We start from the raw sequence: 22,684 nt of genomic DNA, 5'->3' as shown, positions 1-22,684 counted from the left end.
AATATTACCATTTAGTACACTAACCACTTTGGTTGAATGACGGCTAATCACATCTAAAATGATGTACTTATCCTTGTGGAGGTTGTTTTCACTATCTTCGACCATAAAACTACAGCCATTGTTAGAGAGATCTCGCAGTTTAACCTGCACCTCTCGGTCATCGATATGAATAATCCCCTTCATATCCACTTCAAATCGAGGTTCACGCCTCAGTTGATGCAATTTCATGGTTGAGGGCATTGCAACAATTAAAATTGGTATGGGTTGAAGAATCACATGCTGAATGAGCGTGCGAAATAAAATAATGGACCCTTCACCTTGACCGGATATGGCTTTTACGGTCAGTTTAAACCCTTCCTGCAAAAAGTGTTCTTGCGATTCAAGGCTGATTGCTGGGAACTTTAATAGTAGGTAACTTTGAGAGTCAGAACCAATAAACAGAGTATTACATTTCAATCTTTCACCTAGCGGCGTGGTAATAGAAATATGCACTAGGGTGCTTTTAAAGATCATATTAAGACCCGAGGGGCCAGTAGTGATTTTTTCTCTATTTACTTTATCAACATCAATGCTTTCACTTGCTTCCATGCTTTTATCTCAACGTAGAAATTTCATTAGAACAATAATTATTGACCCTATTATGCAATTTCACAATAAAGTTAGACTATTGAGTGGTGAGAATAGGTAATGCAATCTCTACCATTGCATTTAGATTGGTACAGCGCGTTATCCGCCTTCTGTAAGAGCTCATTAAGCGTTTTTTCCACATCACTGTTCGCGCTCTGATCGCAATTAAAATAACAAACCCCAAAAGAGACCGTAATCTCTCTATCAATCAAGTTGATATGTGAGAGAGCCTCTACCAATCTATCTATCACCAACTGCTCGATACCTTTACGAGTTTCCGGTAACCATAGTATGAACTCTTCACCACCAATTCGAGCAGCAAAGTCATAATGCCGAATAGAACTTTTAATGCATTGAGCCACGGCCACTAAGACGTCATCACCCATTTTGTGACCAAAGTGATCATTCACATATTTAAAATGGTCAATATCGATAATGATCAAGCTACCTTGCCCACCAAACCTATTGATTCTGTGTAGATCATTCAACACAAGCTGTTTCATCCCACGATGATTGGGCAACTCAGTCAAACTGTCGTGGAAGGATTGGTACTGCAGCTTAATATTTAACTCTTTTAGCTCAGTCTCTTGTGCTCTTCTTGATAGCTCAGACCCTATCCAAGATGCCATCAACTCAAGAATGTCAATGTCTAACTCACTGAACGGAAAAAAATGCGGCTCTTGACTCGAGAAGCTCAGCGTTCCATACGGCTTCCCGTTGCACAATATCGGAATCCCAACGTATGCCTCAACACCTAAGTGTTGATAACTGGCATGACTACTGAGATTTTCACTCTTAGCAATGTGCTCAATGGCTAGTGGCTTTTTTTGTTGATATGTCACATCACAGCAGGTATCGCTTAATGCAAACTCATCCCCAATTGAAATATCCACGTCTGATGGGGTCACACTGCTAATAACAGTGTAACGATCGCCTTCTATCTTAGAGAGGATAGCCGTGTTTAAATTAAACCGTTTTAATCCCATAGTAATTAATTGAGATATTTGGCTATCAAAGCCTTTTTCATAGTCATTACTTATACGATAAATCTCTCGAATTACCGATTCTGAACTGAGAATTTTATGAGTATGACGATTACTATCTAACCATTGAATTGCATCGTTCTTATTGGTGAAAAACCGTCTTTTATAATTCTCTTTTTCTACATTCATCATCTCAAGTTGGTACTGCAATAAATCATACTCTTTAACCACAAACAGAGTGGCAATCAGGTTCTTTAAAATGAGGATATCTATCCATTTTTTGACTGATTGTTGAAAAGCAATAGTGCCAATATCCATCTGTGTCGCATCAATCAAAAACACCCATGAAGAGGGTTTTTCTTTTTCAATAATCGAGCGAACTTCAAGAAAGAAATGGTCGGTAATTCTCTCTTCCCAGCAGCCAAAAGCCTTAACATCCACAGTGTTGTCATGAAAAGAAATCTCATAGTGTGAGGTATTGGCAGAAGGTAAAATAATTGGGCTTGAAAGAAAACGCTTAGTCTCTTCAAAATTGATCGGTTTTGAAATTAAGTAACCTTGAAGATTGTCACAACCATGATCGAGTAGCCACTTCGCTTGTAGTGAGGACTCCACACCTTCCGCTACAATCTCAAGATTCAACCCCTTCGCTAGACCAATGATAGCTTGAGTGATGCAGACAAAACTCTCATTTGAAGGAATACCATCAACAAACGATTTATCAATTTTTAACTTACTCACGGGAAGATCTTTCAGCCGCGAAAGCGAGGAATACCCTGTACCAAAGTCATCAATTGATATTTTCATACCATAAGCATTAAGCGCTTCAAGTTGCGAAAAAATAAGTCCACTTTCATCCGAAATCATCTCTTCAACAATCTCAAGCTCAATGTTACTTGCGGCAATATTATAGGTGGTGAGTATCGACTTTACTCTATCGACAAAGCCAGGTTCTATCAGTTGTTGTGGTGAAACATTGATTGCAATGGAGCTCACATTAACGCCAGCTTCAATAAAACGCTGATAATCATGGCAGACTTGTTCAATAAAAAAGTAACCAAATCTCGACATTAAATTCATTGCATTGAGTAAGCCAATAAAATGAAAAGGAGCAATAATGCCATGTTCAGGATGTACCCACCTTGCAAGAGCTTCAAGGGAGCACTTTTTACCTAATCGCTCATTTCTAATTATTGGCTGGTAAAAAGGGATAATATGGTTGTTATCCAAGGCGTAAATCAATTCTTGCTTAAAGAGCTCGCTATGCTCTAAAGGACGAATCTCGGAAGAGAGGTGTTGAGTGAAATCATACTCACAATGTTTTTGTTCAATCAAACTTGGTTTTGAATCGATGATCTCGCTTTCATTTTTCTTCATATGCAAAAATCTTACCTTTTGAGCACTCGTATAACCATGATGGCTACAATATAGAATTTATTATTCATCAAATTAGGAACATTAAAGAAATATACATCTCGTACATGCCTGCATAAAATACCATTAACTTAATACATTAATGAACCATTTAATATTATATCCAACTGACTATTTTACCTCTCTACTTTAGTATGAAGTTAATGATTGAATTAATTATTACTGCTCTACTCAAACCAACACAGAACAAAATGAAAACACATAAATAACTGTTTTACCTATAAAATAATTACCAATTAAAAGGAAAACCAGTTACATGATGGAAATATAAACCTATATATTCATTAATAATATTTTAATATGTTGCATTAAAAATAAACCTTATGATAAATAATATGCATCAACACTAATAGTATCAACTCCTTACAATATGCATATCTTGGAATATAATATCAACTCTAATGACTATTCAGTCAGAAATCAGCATTCCGTTGGTCAAGGTATACAAATCTTGTTACTGTTAACCCTCTCACTACATAAATGGAAAGCGCTATGACCCCTGCACCTATTAAAGACCTTATTGCCTTTGATGATTTTGCTAAATTAGATATTCGAGTAGGCACTATTTTATCAGTAACGGAGGTGGCGAAATCGAACAAGTTGATGAAACTAACCGTTGATTTTGGTGACCATACGCGTTCAATCCTTTCTGGTATAAAGCAAGAACGCGACAACCCACAAGAGATAGAAGGGAAACAAGCGTTATTTGTTGTGAACTTACCAGAACGAAAGATGGCAGGAGAGTTATCGCAAGGTATGCTATTTGATATTGGTTATGAAGATAAAATCACGCCTTGTTTAGCCATGCCGGAAAACCCCATTCCCAATGGCAGTCGGGCGGGTTAATTAAAATGAAAATGGATTATAAACAAATATTTGACCGTTACCCCGAACAGGCAAAAGCACCTCTATTACTGATTAGAAACTTAATAATAACTATTGCCCAAGAGCAAGGATTAGGCAATATTGAAGAGAGCCTGAAATGGAATGAGCCTAGTTATTTGGTCAAAACCGGGAGCGCCGTTCGCTTGGATTGGAAAGCGAAAACACCCGATCACTATTACCTCTTCTTTAATTGTAATACCAAACTGATCGATACATTCCGGGAACTCTACTCAGATACGCTTCAGTTTCAAGGTAATAGAGCAATAGTGCTGAGTATCCATGAGCCGCTTCCAACCGAAACCATTAGGCAGTGTTTGACCCTAGCGATGAACTATAAAACCATCAAACATCTGCCATTATTGGGCGCATAGAGAGTCATCCAAAGTGGTGGGGAGAAAAAATGAAGAAAGTTTGTGTTAATGACAAGATGCAGTCAGACTATTTCTATTTTTTAACCGAACCGATGGGGACCCATTTTTCACCCGACTTTGCTCCAGAGCTCACACCAGCACAAATGCTAGCACTGGGTGTTTTTGGAGGGAAGTATCTAACCGACTGCCAAGATGAGTTTCCTGCGGAATGGTTCATCCATGCTAAATTAAGCCCTGAACACAAAGATATTACTCTTAACTACTTCTGCGTTGATGCTTCACAACCGCTCAGTGAGTGGCAGAAGAAAGGCTGGATCCATACCGATGATCCACGGGGTTGGTTTCAATGGTATTGCCGCTACTACATGGGTCGTAGAAATGAGGTCGAAGATAACCGTCAAATAAAAAGGTGGAGAGCGTTTCGCCGACATGCTGGAGCCATCAAGAAGTATTGCGAGCCATTCGATCACCATTGCCGTCGCAAACAGCGACAAGCACTGCTCCATTGGGCGTATGATTCAAGAAACATGTAGTGACCTCATTTTTTATAATTTTCGCTCAATTAAATGGTTACTCTTTTAAGGAAATATGATGATTTTTACTACCACAGAAACCGTTCCAAATCGTGAAATTGCAGATATATTAGGTGTCGTCACTGGTAATGTTGTGCAATCAAAACATATAGGTCGTGACATTATGGCAGGTTTAAAGGGCATTGTTGGCGGCGAACTAAAAGGCTACACCGAGATGCTGACCGAAGCTCGAAACGTGGCCATTGAACGTCTTGTCACTCAAGCCAGTGAGCTTGGCGCAGACGCCGTTGTTGGCATTCGATTTACCACCAGTGCGATAATGGATGGATCATCAGAGCACTAGCCTTCTAGTTAACTCTTTTATGAAAATACCACGTTGTAAAAGTAACGGCTAACAGAGCTCCACTATAATCAGCAATAGGGAACGACAGCCAAATCCCTTCTACACCTAGCCACTTTGGTAGATTCAGCAACACAGGCAGCAATAAAATATAGGTACGAGTAGAGTCTAGCAACATGGCCGGTAACGCCTTACCCATCGCTTGAAACACCCCACTGCACATCATGCTACTAGCCGCACAGACAAATCCTAAAAACGCAATCGACGAGATGTCACTGGCCACCGCAATGAGCTGGATGTCATCGGTAAACAGGGTTAATAGCCATTGCGGTTTATAGACCAGAATTAGCGTCACGATACTTGTCCAGATGGTACCAAAGGCAATTGCCGTTATCAGAGACTGTTTTACCCGAGCAATTTTTCCTGCACCATAATTAAAACCCGATAAGGTCTGTAGAGCGATCACCATTCCTAATAGAGGTAAAAACAGCAGCATAAAGCTTCTCATCAGCAAGCCGTGTGCGCTTATCATCATACTGGCGTCACTGCCGCTATAGAGTGTAATGGCATAGATAGTAAGTGCGAGTGTAAACGCGAATCCACCATGGGATAAAAACGTTGGCAAACCCAATGCCAGCACCTGCTTGTGTGTCTGCCAATTATAACGAAGATATCTCCACTGCAATTTGACTCTGTCTGAACCACTAAGTTGTAGACGTATCGCTAACGTAAGCGACAGCATCATTGCGACTACCGTTGCCCAAGCAGCGCCTGCAACTCCCCACTTAAAGCCAAAAATAAACAGTGCATCAAACAAGATATTTGCAAGGGATCCAAACAACATCACTTTCATCATATCTTTTGCTTTTCCCGATGCTCTAAAACATTCACTTAATGTACCGGAAGCAAAACTAAATGCTGTAATGGATAAAATCGGTAAGAGATAGCTATTTGCATTGCCGAGTAAATTGCTAGGCAGTGCTAATAAATCAAAAAGTGAGTGACGAGAAAAGAACATAACGACACTGCAAATCAGACCAACAGTGATCGCAAATAACATACTATTAGAAAAAACTTGGCTCGCCCCCTCTCGGTCCCCACTGCCAAGCTTTCTCGAGATGATCGACGCCATACCCGTACCAAGTAATCCACTGATACTAATTATCAACATATGGATAGGAAATACCGCTGACACCGCGGCCATCGCTTCAATACCAACACCACGAGTGATAAAGATGGCGTCAATAAAGCTGTATAGTCCGTTGATCATCAGCGAAATAATGATCGGCAGTGCTAACAGCATAAATTGCTTAGTGATGGGTTGTGTCAGCAGTGGCTCTGAACTTGAATGCTCTGCAGGTTTTCTTATCGATTCAAGTGTTACACTGGCACTCTCTTGTACGGTACTTTCGGTATTCATATTGAAGTCCTTTAAAAATGAGATCCTCTCAGAAGTCTCCATAAATGAATAAATCCACCACGTTAGTTCACCTTTATCATGATTTCAAAATGAAAGATGTTCAACTCGCAATTAATCTCTAAATAACGTTCAAAAACATAACGATGTACAGGTACTATGTTGGCATTTGGTAGATATTCACTTAATAACCAGAGGTAGAACTGTTCGTTATCACTGCTAGTTCCTAAGAACTCAATCAACAGATACCGGCCCGCTGGTCGAGTTCGTGTCGCTATGCCCGCTTTATGTACCCAACTAATATCATCAAGTTGGTAACCGGACTCATAGCGGCAAACCTCTTCAGGGGCTAGCCACTTATTGTCCCAACAGAACGCAACAGACTTCCCCTCTTCAATGGCAATATCGTGATGTGCTAACCAATGATGCATCTCACTCCATGCCTCTTTAATACCTGCTAACGCATACCCTTGCTTACTGGCAATGCAACAGTAATGAGATTCCTCAACGTTCACCACATCAATGCGCTGTATTTTGTCTGTTATTTCATTTATTTGTAACTCTGAGAGGGAGCCATTGTATAAAAGCGATGGGGAAATTTCTTTTCCATACTTGCTAAAAAGTTTTCCATTCTTGCTATCTACCCCTTTTGTACCTTTGCGGTGATTCGATGCCGAAAAACCAAAGTAAGCTCGAAAGGCCTTTGAAAAATTAGCCGATGATGAAAATCCGCAAGCTTCGCTCACTTCACTCATTGAGGGTGGGTTTACTCTAATTAAACAGTGGAATGCTTTTTCCAGTCGTTTTCTACGCACAAATTGGTTAAAGGGTTCATTGGTCAATTTTTTAAAAATACGATGAAAATGAAACTCAGACAGATGTACTTTACTGGCAACTTCAGCAACGGTTAATGATTCTGACAAATGACCTGTAACATAATCGATAGCAGTTTGAACACGTTGTTGGTTACGAAGTGGCATCAATACTTACCTAGTAATACATTAATGCCAGTTATCATTATGCGATTAATGGAAGAAAGCAAGACATAACAACGCATAGCCAACCGTTTCGATAGAAGAAAACTAATCCAATACCACTGACTCAATAGCGTTGCGTCCCGCCTCTTTCGCACGATAGAGCGCATTATCGGCTGACTCATAGAGTTGTTCCATTGTATGTTTTGAAGTGTTGGATATTACAAGTCCAAAAGAAGCCGTCACTACCGGTTTTGAGCTATTAAATTGATGCTCTATCTGTAACTCTTCAATCGTAATTCTGAATTTTTCCGTAAAAGCGATGGCTTCATTTGGGTCTAACCCTGAGAATATGACACCAAACTCTTCACCGCCTAGTCGGAAACAGTAATCTGACGAGCGATGACAAAGACTTTGTAATGCACTTGAAACGAGAACCAATACATGGTCACCATTATGGTGGCCATAGTTATCGTTATACTGTTTGAAACAATCCAAATCGATCATAACAAAGCTCAGCCACTCATTATTGCGATGTATCCGGTTCATCTCTGCAGGCAGCACATGGATGTAATGACGACGGTTAAACAGCCCTGTTAATGGGTCGGTAATGGCCAGTTTCTCATTTTTTTTCTTCTCTTGTCGTAATTGCAATTCTATTCGCTTTCTTTCAGCCACTTCAAAACTCAATGTATTGTTCAAGTTTGACAGTTTATTAGTCCAATAACTCAATATGACAAGCACTAGCAGTGAAATCACAATCACTTTCCAGACTAAACTGTAATCGAAACCGTGCTCATATTGTAGAGTAACCCAACGAGAATAAATCGTTCTCTTCTCTCCTTCAGAAAGTGAATCTAGTGCCTTTTGCAAAATAGTCTGCAAAATTGGCCAGTCGCTGCGCACCGCCATACTGAGATCGAATCGATAGGGAGTAACACCTGATACTTTTAAATTAGTAAAACCCTCCCGTTGTATCACATAATTCACCGTGGCAATATTTCCTATATACGCCATCACCCTGCCAGAAGAGACTGCTTCTAATGCCGCTGTCACATTCTCCATTTCAACCTGTACAATGTTTGGATGAGTAGTCTGTATCATCTCTTGCGACGCATAACCTTTGATGACCGCTACCTCTTGGCCATTTAAAACGTCAATATCTCCAATAAAAGGGATCTCTTGATTGGTGATTATCATCATCGGAAATCTAAGATAAGGTCGAGTGAAATTCAAATATTTTTTTCGTTCGGAAGTGATCGCTAGGGCAGGGTAGAGATCCAATTCACGCCGCTTACTCGCCTCTATCACCTCTGGCCACGTCATCTCGGTAGTAGGTACCATCTCTATACCAAGACGCTCTTCTATCAACTTGATGTAATCTGCAGCAATACCTTGATATACCCTATTCTCATTAACGTATTCAAAAGGGGGCCAATCAATATCGATAGCCAATTTAATGCTCTTATGATTATGCAACCAATTGATCTCATTCTCCGTCAGTTGAAGCACTTTACTGCTTTGATAATAAGAATCGAGCAGATTAATGATACTGAAATTATAGAGTTTGCTGCCGTCGTGCACCTTTGACAGTGTCTTAAAGTCAATTCGAGCCCAATTATCTTCCATAAAAAGTTGGAACATTTGTATGTTTTGATGGTTTATTGAGTGCATTTGAGAATGAAACTGAGTCGATTCATTGACAAAGTCGTTATTACTTAAATAGTCTTTTAGCAGGATGATCCCCCACGCAGCCTCGGTAAAATGCCCTCCAATCGTGATATGACTATCTATGCTCTCCACAATATCGAGTGCGTCTGGTAACCAATCAATTCCACCAACAATAATACTGTCCATGGGTAATGCTAGCTCCGTCATTGCGTCTCGAATGCCTAAAGCTATATTGTCTGAAGCAGCCCAAACCACATTAATACTCGGATGCTGTTGATATTTTTCAATAAATAGACGCTTTGATTCACTACGACTCCACCCCTTTCCAGCATCAGTTTCAGCAACCACCCTTACTTTGGGATCATAATTAATAAATTGATATAGGCCTTGATTGCGCTGTTGAGTCGAAACCTCTTTCAAGTTGCCATTCACCACGAATAAATTTATCTGTTCAATATTGTTATCATAGGCTCTTTGAAGCAGCTGCTCTGCCAACAAAGCACCCAGTCTCTTATCATCCGGAAGAATCGCGCCAATCCAAGATTTGTATTTTGTGCGTGGAAGTAGATCGTTGGTCATAAAACCCGTGTTATACAAGATACTAGGGATATCATAACGCTCAGTGATCGCGAGAATACTTTCACCATTTTGCTCATAGTTCATAAACAAAATACCATCGACACCTTGCTCACAAGCATCAAGCACCTGTTGTACCATACGTTGGGATTGATTCTCAGCATTAAAAACCTGTAACGTTACGCCAAGGTCATCCGCCGCCGCCTGTGCAAACTTTATTTCTAAATGCCAAAACGGAGTATCCAGATTCGGGACAAACAGGGCAATTTCCGTCGCTAAGAGTTTGAATGGCATGAACAGGCATAAGAGCAGTACTAAGAAAGGTTTCATTAAACACAACTCCACTCACATGCTGAATTAACAAGTATAGGTCACCTATTGACAATACTGATAATAAAGGGACTGATAAGGAACTATCGTGAATTGTTTAGTTGTTATCGCACATCCATTAGAAAATAGTCTTTGTAAGTATTTAGCTGGCAAAACCATTCGGCATTTAGTAAATAAAGGCTATCAGGTAACAGTAAAGGATCTCTATGCTGAGCAATTCAACCCCGTATTAAGCCAAGCCGAGAGGGGAAGTTACTACGACGAGCAGTTAGATATAAGTCAAATGAGCGAAGATATCGAACAGCTTAAGCAAGTAGAGTCATTAGTATTGATCTTTCCGACGTGGTGGTTCAGTTTTCCCGCTATTTTAAAGGGGCGGTTTGATCGTGTATGGGCACCGGGGCATGCTTATGAACATGCTTCTGACTATGGTCCAATAAAGCAGTGTTTAAGTAATTTGAAGGAGATGAAAGTTGTCACTACTTTAGGATCCCCATGGTGGGTAGATACTTTTGTTTTAAGATGTCCGGTGAAAAAAGTATTAAAACTTGCTTTATTAGGCGCCTGTGCATCCAACTGCAAATTCAAAATGCTATCTCTGTATAAGAGTGAGGAGCTTACCCCCTCAAAAATCGAAAAGTTCGTGCATAAAATTGAATCTACCTTTTAATTTAAGATAAGCTGCGCAAAATCAGATCAGACATTTGATCAGCACCAAACTTCATCGGTATGGTAAACAGAATGGAATAGTTTCAAGGTTCATCATGAAAAACAGTCTCGCTTTACCAATCATTATCCTACTACTTTTACCCGCCTGTGCCGAGTTAAAAGCAACCGGTAAAGCAATCGGACACAAGACCAAAGATGTAACCACTTCCATCGGCCACGCCAGTCGAGACGTGGCCAAATCCGTCAGTTCAAACACCAAAAAAGTGATTGACGATATCAGTGATGAAACCCAATAACACAAAGAATCGTCACACTCTCTCACTACATCCCGTAGCGAAATGGTTTACCAGCATTCACCATATCACGGTGCACAGGAGCAAGCGCATTGGCGTACGACGCGAGTAATTGTATAGTATATTCACTGCGCTCCTGCATTGGTTGATCACTACATTCATTGTCTGAAGTTAAACTACTTTCGCAGTTTCTGAAAATCAGATGATCAGGCAAGAAACAGACGTGATTGTTCTTGTTTCCCGTCATTCGTAATTCACTGATTGGGTACACCCCATTAATACTCGATGAAACACTGACCAACAGTGCAGGCTTATGCGCCAACTCATTATCGGTAGTCAGCATCAAAAAGTTTTTCAACGCGGGGGTAGCCATGCCGTGCCACTCAGGAGTAATAAAAACAAAAGCGTCAGACTCTTTCAGCATTTTGGCAATAGGATCCCACAGCTTCCACTCATCGGTACCTTGCCATACTCCTTCATTCCACATAGGAAGGGCCAATTGGTGTAAATCGAGTATATCTACGTTATCAAAGTGAGGTGCAGTTAAAGTTTGCAGATAATTCGCCACCTTTACACTTTGAGAGCTCGCTCTTTGGCTTCCAGAAACAATCGTTATATTCATAATAAATCCCTTTTCGTTTGTTATATTTGAAGTGGTTTAGCTTGTGCTGGCAGACTAGGAGCTGCCAACACAATAGATAATAAAATTGAGAGTGCACCCAGAAGTTGTGGCCAAGTCATGGTTTGATTAAGGATAAAATAGCCAAGTACACACGCTGAGACACTGCTTAAAAACCCGAGAAATGAAACGGTTACAGGTGGAAGCTTTTCGATACCACGAAACCATAAATAATAACCCAACATTGCTCCTACAATACTTAAGTAGCCATAACCTAAGTAGTTAATTGAGGTAAGCTGTGAAGGCACTCCCTCTAACCAGAGTGAAACAGGAAATAAAATAATCCCACCAAACAGCAGCTGCCAACCGGTAAATCCAAGCATAGTCATATTCGTTGGGCGACCCCATTTTTTTGTAAGCACAACACCTGAAGCCATACTTAAAGTGCCTAAAATAGCAATAAATACTCCTTCAATATTAAGCTCTGCGGCACTGTTCAGCACTAACAATCCAACACCACATATGCCGAATACACTAGCAAGCAACTGTTTCGAAGAGAACTCAGTATTTAATAGATACCAGCTCATGATCATGACAACAACAGGCTGACTAGACATCACCATTGATGCCATCCCACCAGGAAGGTAAGTAGCGGCATAAAACAAACAATAGAAAAAAAGCCCGATATTTAAAAAACCAAGCGCCGCCATCCGTAACCACCACATCCCAGATAAGCTCGCTCTACTGATCAAAACCAGCAATATCCCAGCCGGTAACGCACGAATGGTTGAAGCGATAAGTGGGCTTTCAGGAGGAAGCGCCTCTGTTGTCACAATATAAGTGCTGCCCCATATTATGGGAGCAATTGCAGTCACACCTAGGGTTTTCATCTGTTGAATCCGATTCATATTTAGCCCGTTCCTTAATGATTAGCTGACTAATTTGTCTTTTCAAAAAGACAGTTTTTAAAGATTAAGGGGAAAGCAACTTTTAGTCAAGTATCTTTTTAAAATGATACTTTTCAGAAAACATTGTATACTTAGTTTTTAATCAAGTATCTTTTTGAAAAGAATCAATCAGGGCAAACCGATGGCAATAAATAATAGAGACAGTGTTGATCATATTTTAGCTCAGTGGGCTGCTGCGAGGCCCGAGTTGGACAGCTCTACCATGGGGGTTGTTGCACGCTTACGCCGGACAAGCAATATATGGACATCTAAATTAGAAGTGGTTTTTAAAGAGCATGGCATGAGTATTGTGGAGTTCGATATATTGGCCACCCTGCGTAGAACTAATGCTGCCGTAACTCCGACCGAGCTCTATCACGCTCTAATGCTCTCTTCTGGAGCAGTAAGCACACGCATTGAACAGCTAGTAAAACGTGGGTTTGTGCAAAGAGTCGCTAGTGAAGAAGATAGAAGAAGTTGTAAAGTAACGCTTACCGAGAAAGGGATTGAGCTCATTGACACAGCTGTGAATGAGCATGTTGCTAATATGGATAATATGTTGACTGTACTTAGCCACAAAGAGCAACAACAGCTCAGCCTACTACTAAAAAAAGTTCTGTTATCCGAGCATGAAGAATAAAAATATATCTAACTCAATGATTCGTTGAGTAATATGGAGGTTCTATGATTTTTACTACCACTGAGACGGTTCCAAACCGAGAAGTAACAGAGATATTGGGCGTAGTCACCGGTAATGTCGTTCAATCAAAGCATATTGGCCGTGACATTATGGCTGGTTTAAAAGGGATAGTAGGCGGAGAGCTTAAAGGGTACACAGAAATGCTTACAGAGGCTCGAAATGTTGCCATTGAGCGTCTGGTATCTCAAGCCAGAGAACTCGGTGCCGATGCCGTGGTAGGGATCCGATTTACCACTAGCGCTATCATGGATGGGTCCTCCGAAATAATGGCTTTTGGAACCGCGGTGAAGTTACAAAACTAGTGAGTATTAAAAAGGGAAGAGCTTCAGCTCTTCCCTTTTACCATATAGACTCATAACACCTTAGCAATATTCGCTATAAGGGTTCTTTTGGATCAATGGAATGCTCTGCTCAAACTCAGACAGCGTCACATCATTTTGAGTGAGGGTAACTGATCTTTCGTCCATCACACTCTCTCCAAACTGGTAGCGAATGGTTTCACTGCCAGTACATGCACGTTGATCTGATTGTTCGCTATTACTCTTAACAGTAAGGTTTCTTTGCTGATAAGCCGAGATGCGATCATCACCATATTTTTTAACCAGCATGCTTAGCGTTTGCGTAGGTGAAAGAACTAAAGCCGTTGCATTGTTACCACCAAACCCTTTGGCATTTAAAATTACCGCTTTGTAATTTTCACCGCAATGGCCTGCAAAATAGTGATCAGTCAAAATATTCAAGTGCGTTTGATGTACATCTTCAGCAACGTACTCAATGGTTTTAATCCCTGGGATCCAACCGTATTTCCAAACGCCTAAAGAAGCAGCTAGCTGATCACCGGCAGCGGCACTCATAGAGTGGCCTACGTAAGATTTAATAGCGGTTACAGACCAATTATCAATCTCAAACGTCTTAGCAACTTCATTTAAGATGTGGCTTTCAGTAACACGGTTCTGAGGTGTACCTGTACCATGTGCTTGTACAAAAGTCTGCTGTAAGCCCTTTTCACCTAAAATGGCTTTCGATAGTGCGGCCGCTTTAGCAACAGTGACGTAGTTACCGACACCCGGCGCTGAAATCGATTTTTTATTTGCATCCGCGTTCACAAAAACATCGGCCACTGAACCAAGGATATTCGCACCGAGTTTTAGCGCTAATTCATCATCCATTAATACCGCAAACTGAGACGATTCAGCCATGGTAAAACCTGCGTTATCTGAGAAAGGACGGCACGCTCGGCGATTATCAACCACATCACTATTATCTAACGCTTTTAGTTGTTCATCTTCAGCCAAAGCACCCATTACTCGGAAACCTTCCATCACCTCTGACACCACAGGTGCCTCAGCACTGCCGACAATCACGACTTTTGACTTTCCGTGTTGAATGTCGTGCATGCCTTGACGTAAGTTATAAAGGAAAGAGGCACACGCGCCCATATTGGTACCCGTTGTGCCAATGCTATTCACTACATAGCCGTTAACAAAATCGGCGGGCATCTCAGCAAGTGACAACGCCATCATCTTGGTACTCACACGACCACCAGTCAGCGGTGCTGCAACCATACCCGATAATGATTGATCATCAATTTGTGCCAATGCCGACCCAGCGTAAACCGAGACTTCATCTGGGCTGATGTGTTTGAGTACTTCTTGCCACTCAACACCCATTGAATTTAACGCATCTGAAGCACCATAAACGGTTAATTTCAGGCCACGAGGGTGAAAGCGCGAGTTGTACAGCGTACCAGGATCAAATCCAGCAGGGATATTACCGCCACTTGAGACAGGAAACGTCACACGATCTTCTAATAAAGCATCGATCGAGCCATGCACTGTGATGTGTGCTTTGCTACCAATGAGCTCAACCTTCCAATTATCTGGGATTTTATTAGGCAGTTTTGATTTTCGTAATGTAAAGCTCAACTGATCAGAACTGGTTGTTGATTCTGCTGTTTCTTGAGGAGTACTACTCAACGTAGCTTTATATTGATAAAGGATATTATCAGGATCAAAAGAGTCTATTCGGCGGACTAATGTTCCCGCTTTAATCGCTTCAATGATCTCAACACTGACTTTCTCATCGTGTTGAATCAGTCCCATTCGATGGGCTAAATCTTGCCAAGTACTGCTCATCTCATCATCAGAGAGCACATCGGCTACCATACGCTTATAACTGTGAAAACCTGAACTACGACCAGCGGCATTCATGCCACCGAGTCCTACAATTAATGGTAACTTTGTCATTTTGACTCCAAATCAATATTGCTATGTGTCTAGAATAGCAAGATAAATGGGTTAATCCTCTTACAAGTGCGCCAAAATAACTTATATTTGTGCCACTTTATCGATATCATATGAAATAGGTCTATTCGTATCACTCAGGCGTACCATAAATAATAGGAGTCATGCATGAAAGTGGGGTTTGTTCTCTACCACCGAGCCTTAATAACTGGGGTATCGTTAGCAGCTGAAATGCTCAACAGTGCGGCAAGTCTGCGCGATCGTAGCACTCAACGACGAGACCCTTTTGAGATAAAGCTGGTCGCGCCAACCCTGCAATCTCCATCGTTGACAGCTGGGATTCGTTTGCAACCTGACATCACTTTTGAAGATGAAACCGAGTTCGACATTATTGTACTGCCACCCATGTGGGGGAACCCCTTCTCATCGATTGGCCAGATCCCTGAAATTGTTCCTTGGTTGGTCAAACAGTACCAAAAAGGGGCGCAATTGGTTGCCACGGGAACCGGTGTTGCTTGGCTGGCAGAGACTGGGCTGCTTGATCACCAAGTGGCCACTACTCATTGGTACTTTTATGACAAATTTTCCGCCCGTTACCCTAACGTCAAACTCAATCGACAAGCATCCATTACCGCGGCAAACGGCCTATTTTGTAGCGCCAGTATCAACTCCCAATCCGAGATGATTCTCTACTTCATCATGGAGCGTTTTGGTCAAAAGATTGCCAATACCATTGAAACTCATTATGGCCACGAAATCTCGAAAACTAGCCACCAGCCTTTCTACCAAATTGGTGGTGAAGTGCAGTTCGATGAGTCAATTGCGTTTGCTCAAGATTGGATGAAGCGAAACGTGGCGCAAACCATCACCGTGCAACAAATAGCCCAAGCGAGTGGGCTTCCCTTACGTACCTTCAACCGAAAATTCAAAGAACAAGTTGGGCAATCCCCACACCAACATTTGCAAAAAATTCGCATGGAGATTGCACAACAACTGATTCGAGATTTCAGCTTATCAATTCAAGATGTGGCAGAGCAGGTCGGTTACAAAGACGCTTACCACTTTTCTACTCGATTTTTACAACAATTTTCGCTCACACCAAGTCAGTATCGAAACATGGTAAAAGCAAAGATTTACAATGTTGACTAGCGGAGTATCTCTTTATTAAACTCAGATGCAGGTAAACCCCGCATTAACATCATTAAAAATACATTAAATGACAAATATATCAACAACTTAATATCCACGTTCAGTTCTCATAATTACCATCAATACCTATACCTAAACCCATGAATAATAGTATTGTTTATGATTTAGAAATATGCAGCTTATTTCACAGCCTTTTACTTTATGAGGGTGAAATATTCAAAGTTGATGGAGTTGTGGTATGAAAAGGATATTCATCACTATTTTTTGCTTGATGGCATCAATGGTGACTTGGGCTGAAGGATCTTTCCAATGGGGTATCTCTCCTTCAGGACGTACCCAACCTCTAAAGCCCACTACTTCACTATTTATACACGCCACTGAAGGGAAGTGGATTCAATTTAATATTTGCAACGTCAACAATAAATCCACCACCATTGGCGTTTATAATACGGTAGTAAATGGTGAAGGAAAATTTCAAGCTCATGAACTAAAAGTGACCCTTACCTCTGCTCTACCTACAATGTCATGCAGTGACCCCATGACAGGAACTCTCGCAGCCAGCTCTCTTCAATATCAAGTTCCTGCTGGCGAGTCAGGTGTCTATATGATTAATATGGATTCTGATGAAAACGGCGTATCGTATGATAACGAAGTTCGACATAAACTTTGGGACCTATCAGCCACAGACGGCCCAACGGATCTCATTACACCTAGTGAAAGTACTGGTCAGGTCTTTTCATACACTTGGCAAAACTGGACCTATAGTGCGAGTCAATCAGAAGCAACCTCAACGACTCTTTATGTCCTTACAGATGGCGGTTTTACAGATACTCATTATGTATGGGCGCTAATGTTAAATGACTTCTCTGGTTACGGTTATGATATTTCAGCTAATCACATCGGACTGAATGCTCCCCATTCTGGTATGAGTATCTCTGAAGGCAGCACAACAGATCCCATCGCTCGATACCCAGTCTACCTCTCATACCCAAAAGCGGCGAACCCTAAGCCCGCCCCGATTCAGATACCCAACTTTGAACCGGGAAAAGAGCCGATATTCTCTAATGAGTCAGAAGATGCTGATTTTTTTAATCCCGATCTTAGTGAAAAGGGAGCATTTATTTTTACCCCTAATGTAACCGGTACCTACGCCGTGATTGTCGATACCAACAGTGACGGCATCTATGGCGATAACGATACGGTACTTATTGGAACAATGACAAAAAATGTCGAAGTGACCCAGCTCTGGACAGGTAAGGACTCTTCAGGTAACTCGCTACCCCAAGGGGAGTATGGTTCTCAAGTTGAACTGCGAGTCGGTGAATATCATTTTGTGGCACGAGATGCAGAAACCAGCGGTGGTGGCGTTGATAACGGCTTAACCATCATGCAAGCGACCAATGAGCATACATTTGAAGGTACACACATCTATTGGGATGACAAATCTCAATTAGGCTTTGAATCGAAGCTGTCGCCTTCGACCATCACCTCTTTAGCTGCAACGGGATCCCATAGGCATACTTGGGGAGATTTCACCAATAGCGGCATGGGTAATAACACCTACATCGATACTTATGTATACGGCAACAGTTTGCGCTACACCTTGATTTCCGAAGTTCAACATACAGGGACACCTGAATGGGTTGGAGGCAATACAAAGTCCGTACAGGTAATGGAAGGAGGCAATGAAGCCACTGATTTTGAGTTAGTTGACAATACAGGAACCGCTCCGTATACCTTCACTTTAGGTGGGGCGGACAGTGATGATTTCTCTATTGAACCAGGCAATATTCTTCAGTTTATAGCAACGACAGACTACCAAAACCCAACCGACCAGGGCACTGATAACACCTATAATATCGTGGTGATTGTCACTGATGGCGACGGTAAATCATCTCAACAGGCAATTTCCGTTAAGATCCTAGAGAACCAACGACCAACAGCCAATGACCTGACAAAAAATACTCCTGAAAACGTCACCTTCGAGATTGAATTACTCGCCAATGATGGTGACAACCACCCGTTAACTTACACCCTTGCTAACCTACCTGGCTTTGGCACTCTCTCTGCGTTAGTTGGAAACCGTCTAACCTATACCCCTAACACCGACTATATTGGCACCGATCAGTTTGAGTTTTTTGTGAACGATGGGATTCATTCATCTGCCAATAGTGTTATCCGTATCAATATTGGCAACGATTTTGACGAAGATGGCATTCCCAACTTCTTAGACTCAGATAGTGATAACGACGGAATACCCGATCTAATCGAGGGCACTTTTGATACCGACAGTGATGGTATGCCTGATCACATAGACATCGACTCCGACAACGATGGTTATCTTGATAGCCAGGAAAATGGTGATTTTAATAATGATGGCATCAATGACAGGTTGCAGGCAGCAACAACAGTAGAAACAGGAGTCAATGGGGCAGGTTCGTTGAATATATTCAGCTTGATAGCACTATTCGCTACATTATGGTCACGTTGTACCAATTTCAGTGTCCCACGACAGTTGCTGTTGATCGCTATCTCATGCACCTTGATAATTAGCCCCGCTACCCAAGCCTCGTGCGAAGTCTATAACAGTGAAGACCTACTCCCCGGGTGCTGGTATGCAGGCATTGGGCTCGGAGTATCTTATGTTCATCCAGATAAAAAAGAGACCTCTTGGTATGTAACCAAAGAGAGTGATAGCGCTTATAAGCTTCAAGTAGGTTATCAGTTTGACTCGCAGTGGTACGCCGAGGTGAATTACGTCAATCTGGGTAGCGCTGAGCTTTCTAATCACAACCCAATGATCTCACATACACTGGATGTTCCTTATCATAGTATGAATCTCTCACTGGGTCATATTTTCTTCGAGCATACCGCCCCTTGGAATCTCTATGCCCAACTCGGTATTGGCTTTTTGGATACAGACTCCAATCAAGAAGTCGAGCAAAACCACTCCTTTCAAACTATCGCAGGAGCTGGGGTACAGTGGGATATCAACTCTACTTGGCAGCTTAGGGTTGGAGCTGAAGTCTATGACATCGACGCTCAGTTTTATGGCGTTTCGCTGAATCACTACTTTGGTCAATCAGCCATGGAACCAGTAGAGAGTTACGTCATGAACATCACAACCTCCACGGCAATCACTGAAGCCGAAAAAGTGAAGGTTCAGATTCCAGTTAAAGTTGAAAAACCGGTGACCCCATTGAAACCAACGACACTCGTTGTTAACTTTGATAACGCCATATATACACTCAGTGAAGCTCAGAAAGACCACATTCAGAAGTTTGTGGCAGAGCTACCGCATCAAGTCAACGGAACCATCTACATTGCCGGTCATACTGATTCAGTGGGCGCTAAAATGGATAATAATCTCTTATCTCAACAACGAGCCCAAGAAGTGCAAGCACTGCTAAGTCATGCATTTGATTCCACTTATATCGAATTCAAAGTAGAGAGTTTTGGTGAGAGTCAACCTATCGCTTCCAATGACTCAGAAGAGGGGCGACAAGCGAATCGACGTGTCATCGTCATTACTCAATTAGAGGCTAACAACACGCTTTAATTAAAGTGACTAATTTTGTCATTTCTCGTTCACTCTCTTCATTCAGTGGGTGTCCGATATTAATTCGAACACAATCTTGATACAGAGGCAGTGAACTAAACAGCTCCCCAGGACGAATATCGAGTTGCTGGCTCTTTGTTGCCGCTTCAAAAGCGGCAGCATTTAAATTCGGTATTTGTAGCCACAATACCAATCCACCAAGAGGGCTACTCACCCGAACATTTCTGGGTAAATGTCGATCAAGAAAAGTGAGATAGTCTCGTTTATACTCCAGCAGTTCAAAGCGTTTTTTGCGTAGATATTTGCCATATAAACCACTATCAATAAAGTCTGCAATGGCTAGCTGCACGACAGTCGCCACCCCAAAACTGCCAGCGGCAAAGCGTGCTAAATAACCTTGTTGGTATCGGCCCGGTAGACACCATCCCAAACGATATCCTGCTGAAATGGTCTTTGAGATAGAGCCGCACCAGATAATATAACCATCTCGATCATAATACTTAGCGGGTAGTGGGAAATCATTACTGTGCGAAAGCTCAATGTAGACATCGTCTTCAATGATGGGTGTTTGGTATTGTGAAGCCAATTGAGCCAGACGCTGTTTCTGTTTCACCGACATCGTGATCCCTTGTGGGTTCATGTGACTGGTACAAAAAAGGCCTGCTTGAATACTCCCTTGACGAAGATGATGTTCCAGTTGATCGAGGTCTATTCCATCATTTAATGACGGGATCTCGACAATATTCAATGACATTTGTGATAACAATTCAATCAAGCCATTAAAACAAGGGGAGCTAATGGCTACGGCATCTCCCGGTTTGGTGCACACCTCTAATGCTGACTTAACAGCAGAGATACAGCCATGAGTAATCACCATGTCGTCTGAAGCAATTGGGAAACCCTGCTTGGTAAAATGTTCAGACAGGGCATTGAGCAGAAAGGGTTCACCTTGGTAAGCAGGATAACGAGTCACAGCGTCTCCCATTCGTTTCATTGAACGACGAAAGCACTTCTCTAACTCTGAACACACCTCTTCATTTAAGGCGGCTTTGGATACCCCCAACGGACCAGAATATACTGGAGCATTATAAAGCGGACGAGCTAGTTGAGAGACCCTGCTTGTAAATTGACTCCATTGAGGCCGCTGATGTGACAAGTTCTGAGTCGATACATAAAAACCCGCTTGCGGCCGGGCAGAGATCCACCCCATAGACTCTAACTCTTGATAGCAACTTACCGCGGTAGACACACTAACCGCATGCTGCTTAGCCAGCTGCCTTAGCGAGGGAATTTTGCTTCCTTGAATCAGTTTTCCGCTTTGAATATCACTAACAAACTTATCCGCTAACACTTTATAACGCGCCATTACCCACCTACTGTACTGTTTTTTATTTTAATAATTGTATCTGTATTGCTTTTCCATCTCAAGCGACACTGTCCTCACACTAATACGATAAAACGCACGATAAGGAAGTCACCATGAATAGAAAGGATTTTGCAATCACCGCATTAGTCATGCTGATTTGGGGGTTCAATTTTGTCATGATTAAACTCGGCGCCAGTGAGATAAATCCGCTGATCATGACAGCAGCTCGTTTTACCTTAGCGGTAATACCGTTAATATTTTTTATTCGCAAACCCGATGTCGCGTGGCGTTACTTGATCGGTTATGGCGTTATCTTTGGGGTGGGAGTTTGGGGAATGGCCTCTTGGTCAGTCACCGCTGGCGTTACTTCCGGCATGTCATCTGTGTTATTACAAACGAATGTATTGTTCGGCATTGTGGTTGGTATTGTCATTTACAAAGATAGATTAAGTACAACCAAAATAGTGGGTTGCGGGGCTGCGCTATTTGGCTTAGTTATTTCTATTCTCACCACCAATGGCAACGTCACGGTGTTCGGATTAGTGTTAATTATGATTGCTGCTGTGTCATGGACAACCATCGGGATGATTGTCAAAGCGTCTAAGGTCAAACAGGCGTTTGCGTTTAACATCTGGGGAATGCTATTTGCACCTATCCCTTTAGTTTTACTGGCGGTCGCTCTACACGGCACCGAGGTGTTACATCAGGCCTATGAAGTCTGGAACTGGGACATTACACTCGCAGTTATGTTTCAAGCCTACCCGACAACCCTATTCGGTTACTGGGTATGGAACCGCATGTTATTGAAATACCCTTTTAGCACCGTTGCACCACTTAGCTTGTTGGTTCCCATTTTTGGATTACTCAGTGGTTATTGGGTTTACAACGAAACGTTATCAACCGCACAAATCTACTCATGTGGCCTATTTTTATTGGGGATATTGATGATTATCTGGGTGCCAAAAAACGGCCTACTCTTAAGAAAACAGGCTGACTAA

20 protein-coding genes are annotated in these 22,684 nt (G+C 41.9%); 11 read left to right on the top strand and 9 right to left on the bottom strand.

The features are described 5' to 3' along the window. On the bottom strand, nt 1–588 hold a 588-nt coding region (locus L4C32_RS12700), incomplete at its 3' end, for a flagellar brake domain-containing protein (RefSeq protein WP_428197249.1). 71 nt (nt 589–659) lie between these two features. Beyond that, the gene (locus L4C32_RS12695; protein ID WP_428197248.1) at nt 660–2,987 is read right to left on the bottom strand and encodes a sensor domain-containing diguanylate cyclase; all 2,328 of its coding nucleotides are present in this window, start codon (nt 2,985–2,987) and stop codon (nt 660–662) included. A gap of 549 nt (nt 2,988–3,536) precedes the next feature. Here L4C32_RS12695 and L4C32_RS12690 point away from each other — a divergent pair. From L4C32_RS12690 to L4C32_RS12675, 4 genes are read left to right on the top strand one after another with little or no spacing between them, the layout of a single operon-like run. Beyond that, the gene (locus L4C32_RS12690; RefSeq protein ID WP_428197247.1) at nt 3,537–3,890 is read left to right on the top strand and encodes a tRNA-binding protein; all 354 of its coding nucleotides are present in this window, start codon (nt 3,537–3,539) and stop codon (nt 3,888–3,890) included. Between the two features lie 5 nt (nt 3,891–3,895). Then, nucleotides 3,896–4,300, top strand: coding sequence for a DUF1801 domain-containing protein (locus tag L4C32_RS12685; RefSeq protein ID WP_428197246.1), 405 nt, complete (start codon nt 3,896–3,898; stop codon nt 4,298–4,300). Nucleotides 4,301–4,329: 29 nt separating this feature from the next. Further along, nucleotides 4,330–4,833: a hypothetical protein gene (locus tag L4C32_RS12680; RefSeq protein ID WP_428197245.1), complete on the top strand. Its 504-nt coding sequence runs from the start codon at nt 4,330–4,332 to the stop codon at nt 4,831–4,833. A gap of 58 nt (nt 4,834–4,891) precedes the next feature. Then, a complete protein-coding gene (locus L4C32_RS12675; RefSeq protein ID WP_428197251.1) occupies nt 4,892–5,176 on the top strand; it encodes a heavy metal-binding domain-containing protein in 285 nt (94 codons plus the stop codon). A gap of 4 nt (nt 5,177–5,180) precedes the next feature. Here the strand turns inward: L4C32_RS12675 and L4C32_RS12670 are convergent, their stop codons facing one another. The 3 genes from L4C32_RS12670 to L4C32_RS12660 form a co-directional block, all read right to left on the bottom strand. Beyond that, on the bottom strand, nt 5,181–6,593 hold the full coding sequence (locus L4C32_RS12670; protein ID WP_428197244.1) for an MATE family efflux transporter: 1,413 nt from the start codon (nt 6,591–6,593) through the stop codon (nt 5,181–5,183). A gap of 62 nt (nt 6,594–6,655) precedes the next feature. Continuing rightward, nucleotides 6,656–7,570 carry a helix-turn-helix domain-containing protein gene (locus tag L4C32_RS12665; protein ID WP_428197243.1) on the bottom strand — a complete coding sequence of 305 codons (915 nt, stop codon included), beginning with the start codon at nt 7,568–7,570 and terminating at the stop codon, nt 6,656–6,658. A gap of 102 nt (nt 7,571–7,672) precedes the next feature. Beyond that, entirely contained in the window at nt 7,673–10,141 is a 2,469-nt protein-coding gene (locus tag L4C32_RS12660) for a diguanylate cyclase (RefSeq protein ID WP_428197242.1), read from the bottom strand. 88 nt (nt 10,142–10,229) lie between these two features. Here L4C32_RS12660 and L4C32_RS12655 point away from each other — a divergent pair, with 88 nt between their 5' ends. Further along, entirely contained in the window at nt 10,230–10,811 is a 582-nt protein-coding gene (locus tag L4C32_RS12655; RefSeq protein ID WP_428197241.1) for an NAD(P)H-dependent oxidoreductase, read from the top strand. 94 nt (nt 10,812–10,905) lie between these two features. Further along, entirely contained in the window at nt 10,906–11,106 is a 201-nt protein-coding gene (locus L4C32_RS12650) for a hypothetical protein (protein WP_428197240.1), read from the top strand. A 25-nt stretch (nt 11,107–11,131) separates the two neighbouring features. Here the strand turns inward: L4C32_RS12650 and L4C32_RS12645 are convergent, their stop codons facing one another. After that, nucleotides 11,132–11,725, bottom strand: a complete 594-nt coding sequence (locus L4C32_RS12645; protein ID WP_428197239.1) for an NADPH-dependent FMN reductase — start codon at nt 11,723–11,725, stop codon at nt 11,132–11,134. A gap of 20 nt (nt 11,726–11,745) precedes the next feature. After that, nucleotides 11,746–12,630: an EamA family transporter gene (locus L4C32_RS12640; protein ID WP_428197238.1), complete on the bottom strand. Its 885-nt coding sequence runs from the start codon at nt 12,628–12,630 to the stop codon at nt 11,746–11,748. Nucleotides 12,631–12,811: 181 nt separating this feature from the next. On the opposite strand from L4C32_RS12640, the gene L4C32_RS12635 reads away from it, so the two are divergent. Further along, on the top strand, nt 12,812–13,309 hold the full coding sequence (locus tag L4C32_RS12635; RefSeq protein ID WP_428197237.1) for a MarR family winged helix-turn-helix transcriptional regulator: 498 nt from the start codon (nt 12,812–12,814) through the stop codon (nt 13,307–13,309). A 44-nt stretch (nt 13,310–13,353) separates the two neighbouring features. Further along, nucleotides 13,354–13,671: a heavy metal-binding domain-containing protein gene (locus L4C32_RS12630; RefSeq protein ID WP_428197236.1), complete on the top strand. Its 318-nt coding sequence runs from the start codon at nt 13,354–13,356 to the stop codon at nt 13,669–13,671. A gap of 60 nt (nt 13,672–13,731) precedes the next feature. Here the strand turns inward: L4C32_RS12630 and L4C32_RS12625 are convergent, their stop codons facing one another. Then, nucleotides 13,732–15,615: a beta-ketoacyl synthase gene (locus tag L4C32_RS12625; RefSeq protein WP_428197235.1), complete on the bottom strand. Its 1,884-nt coding sequence runs from the start codon at nt 15,613–15,615 to the stop codon at nt 13,732–13,734. A 165-nt stretch (nt 15,616–15,780) separates the two neighbouring features. Between L4C32_RS12625 and L4C32_RS12620 the strand changes: the two genes are divergently transcribed. Both L4C32_RS12620 and L4C32_RS12615 read left to right on the top strand, forming a co-directional pair. Beyond that, the gene (locus L4C32_RS12620; RefSeq protein ID WP_428197234.1) at nt 15,781–16,761 is read left to right on the top strand and encodes a GlxA family transcriptional regulator; all 981 of its coding nucleotides are present in this window, start codon (nt 15,781–15,783) and stop codon (nt 16,759–16,761) included. A 238-nt stretch (nt 16,762–16,999) separates the two neighbouring features. Beyond that, entirely contained in the window at nt 17,000–20,320 is a 3,321-nt protein-coding gene (locus tag L4C32_RS12615) for an OmpA family protein (protein WP_428197233.1), read from the top strand. Here the strand turns inward: L4C32_RS12615 and L4C32_RS12610 are convergent. Then, nucleotides 20,304–21,686 (bottom strand): aminotransferase-like domain-containing protein, encoded by a 1,383-nt coding sequence (locus L4C32_RS12610; RefSeq protein ID WP_428197232.1) that lies wholly within the window; start codon nt 21,684–21,686, stop codon nt 20,304–20,306. The two genes, L4C32_RS12615 and L4C32_RS12610, sit on opposite strands and share 17 nt — an antisense overlap. Before the next feature lie 113 nt (nt 21,687–21,799). On the opposite strand from L4C32_RS12610, the gene L4C32_RS12605 reads away from it, so the two are divergent. Then, nucleotides 21,800–22,684, top strand: coding sequence for an EamA family transporter (locus L4C32_RS12605; protein WP_428197231.1), 885 nt, complete (start codon nt 21,800–21,802; stop codon nt 22,682–22,684).

This window comes from Aliivibrio kagoshimensis (assembly GCF_050337105.1).
Taxonomy (GTDB): Bacteria; Pseudomonadota; Gammaproteobacteria; order Enterobacterales; family Vibrionaceae; genus Aliivibrio_A; species Aliivibrio_A kagoshimensis.
The sequence above is the reverse complement of the archived record's forward strand: the minus strand, read 5'-3'. Positions and strand labels throughout refer to the sequence as shown.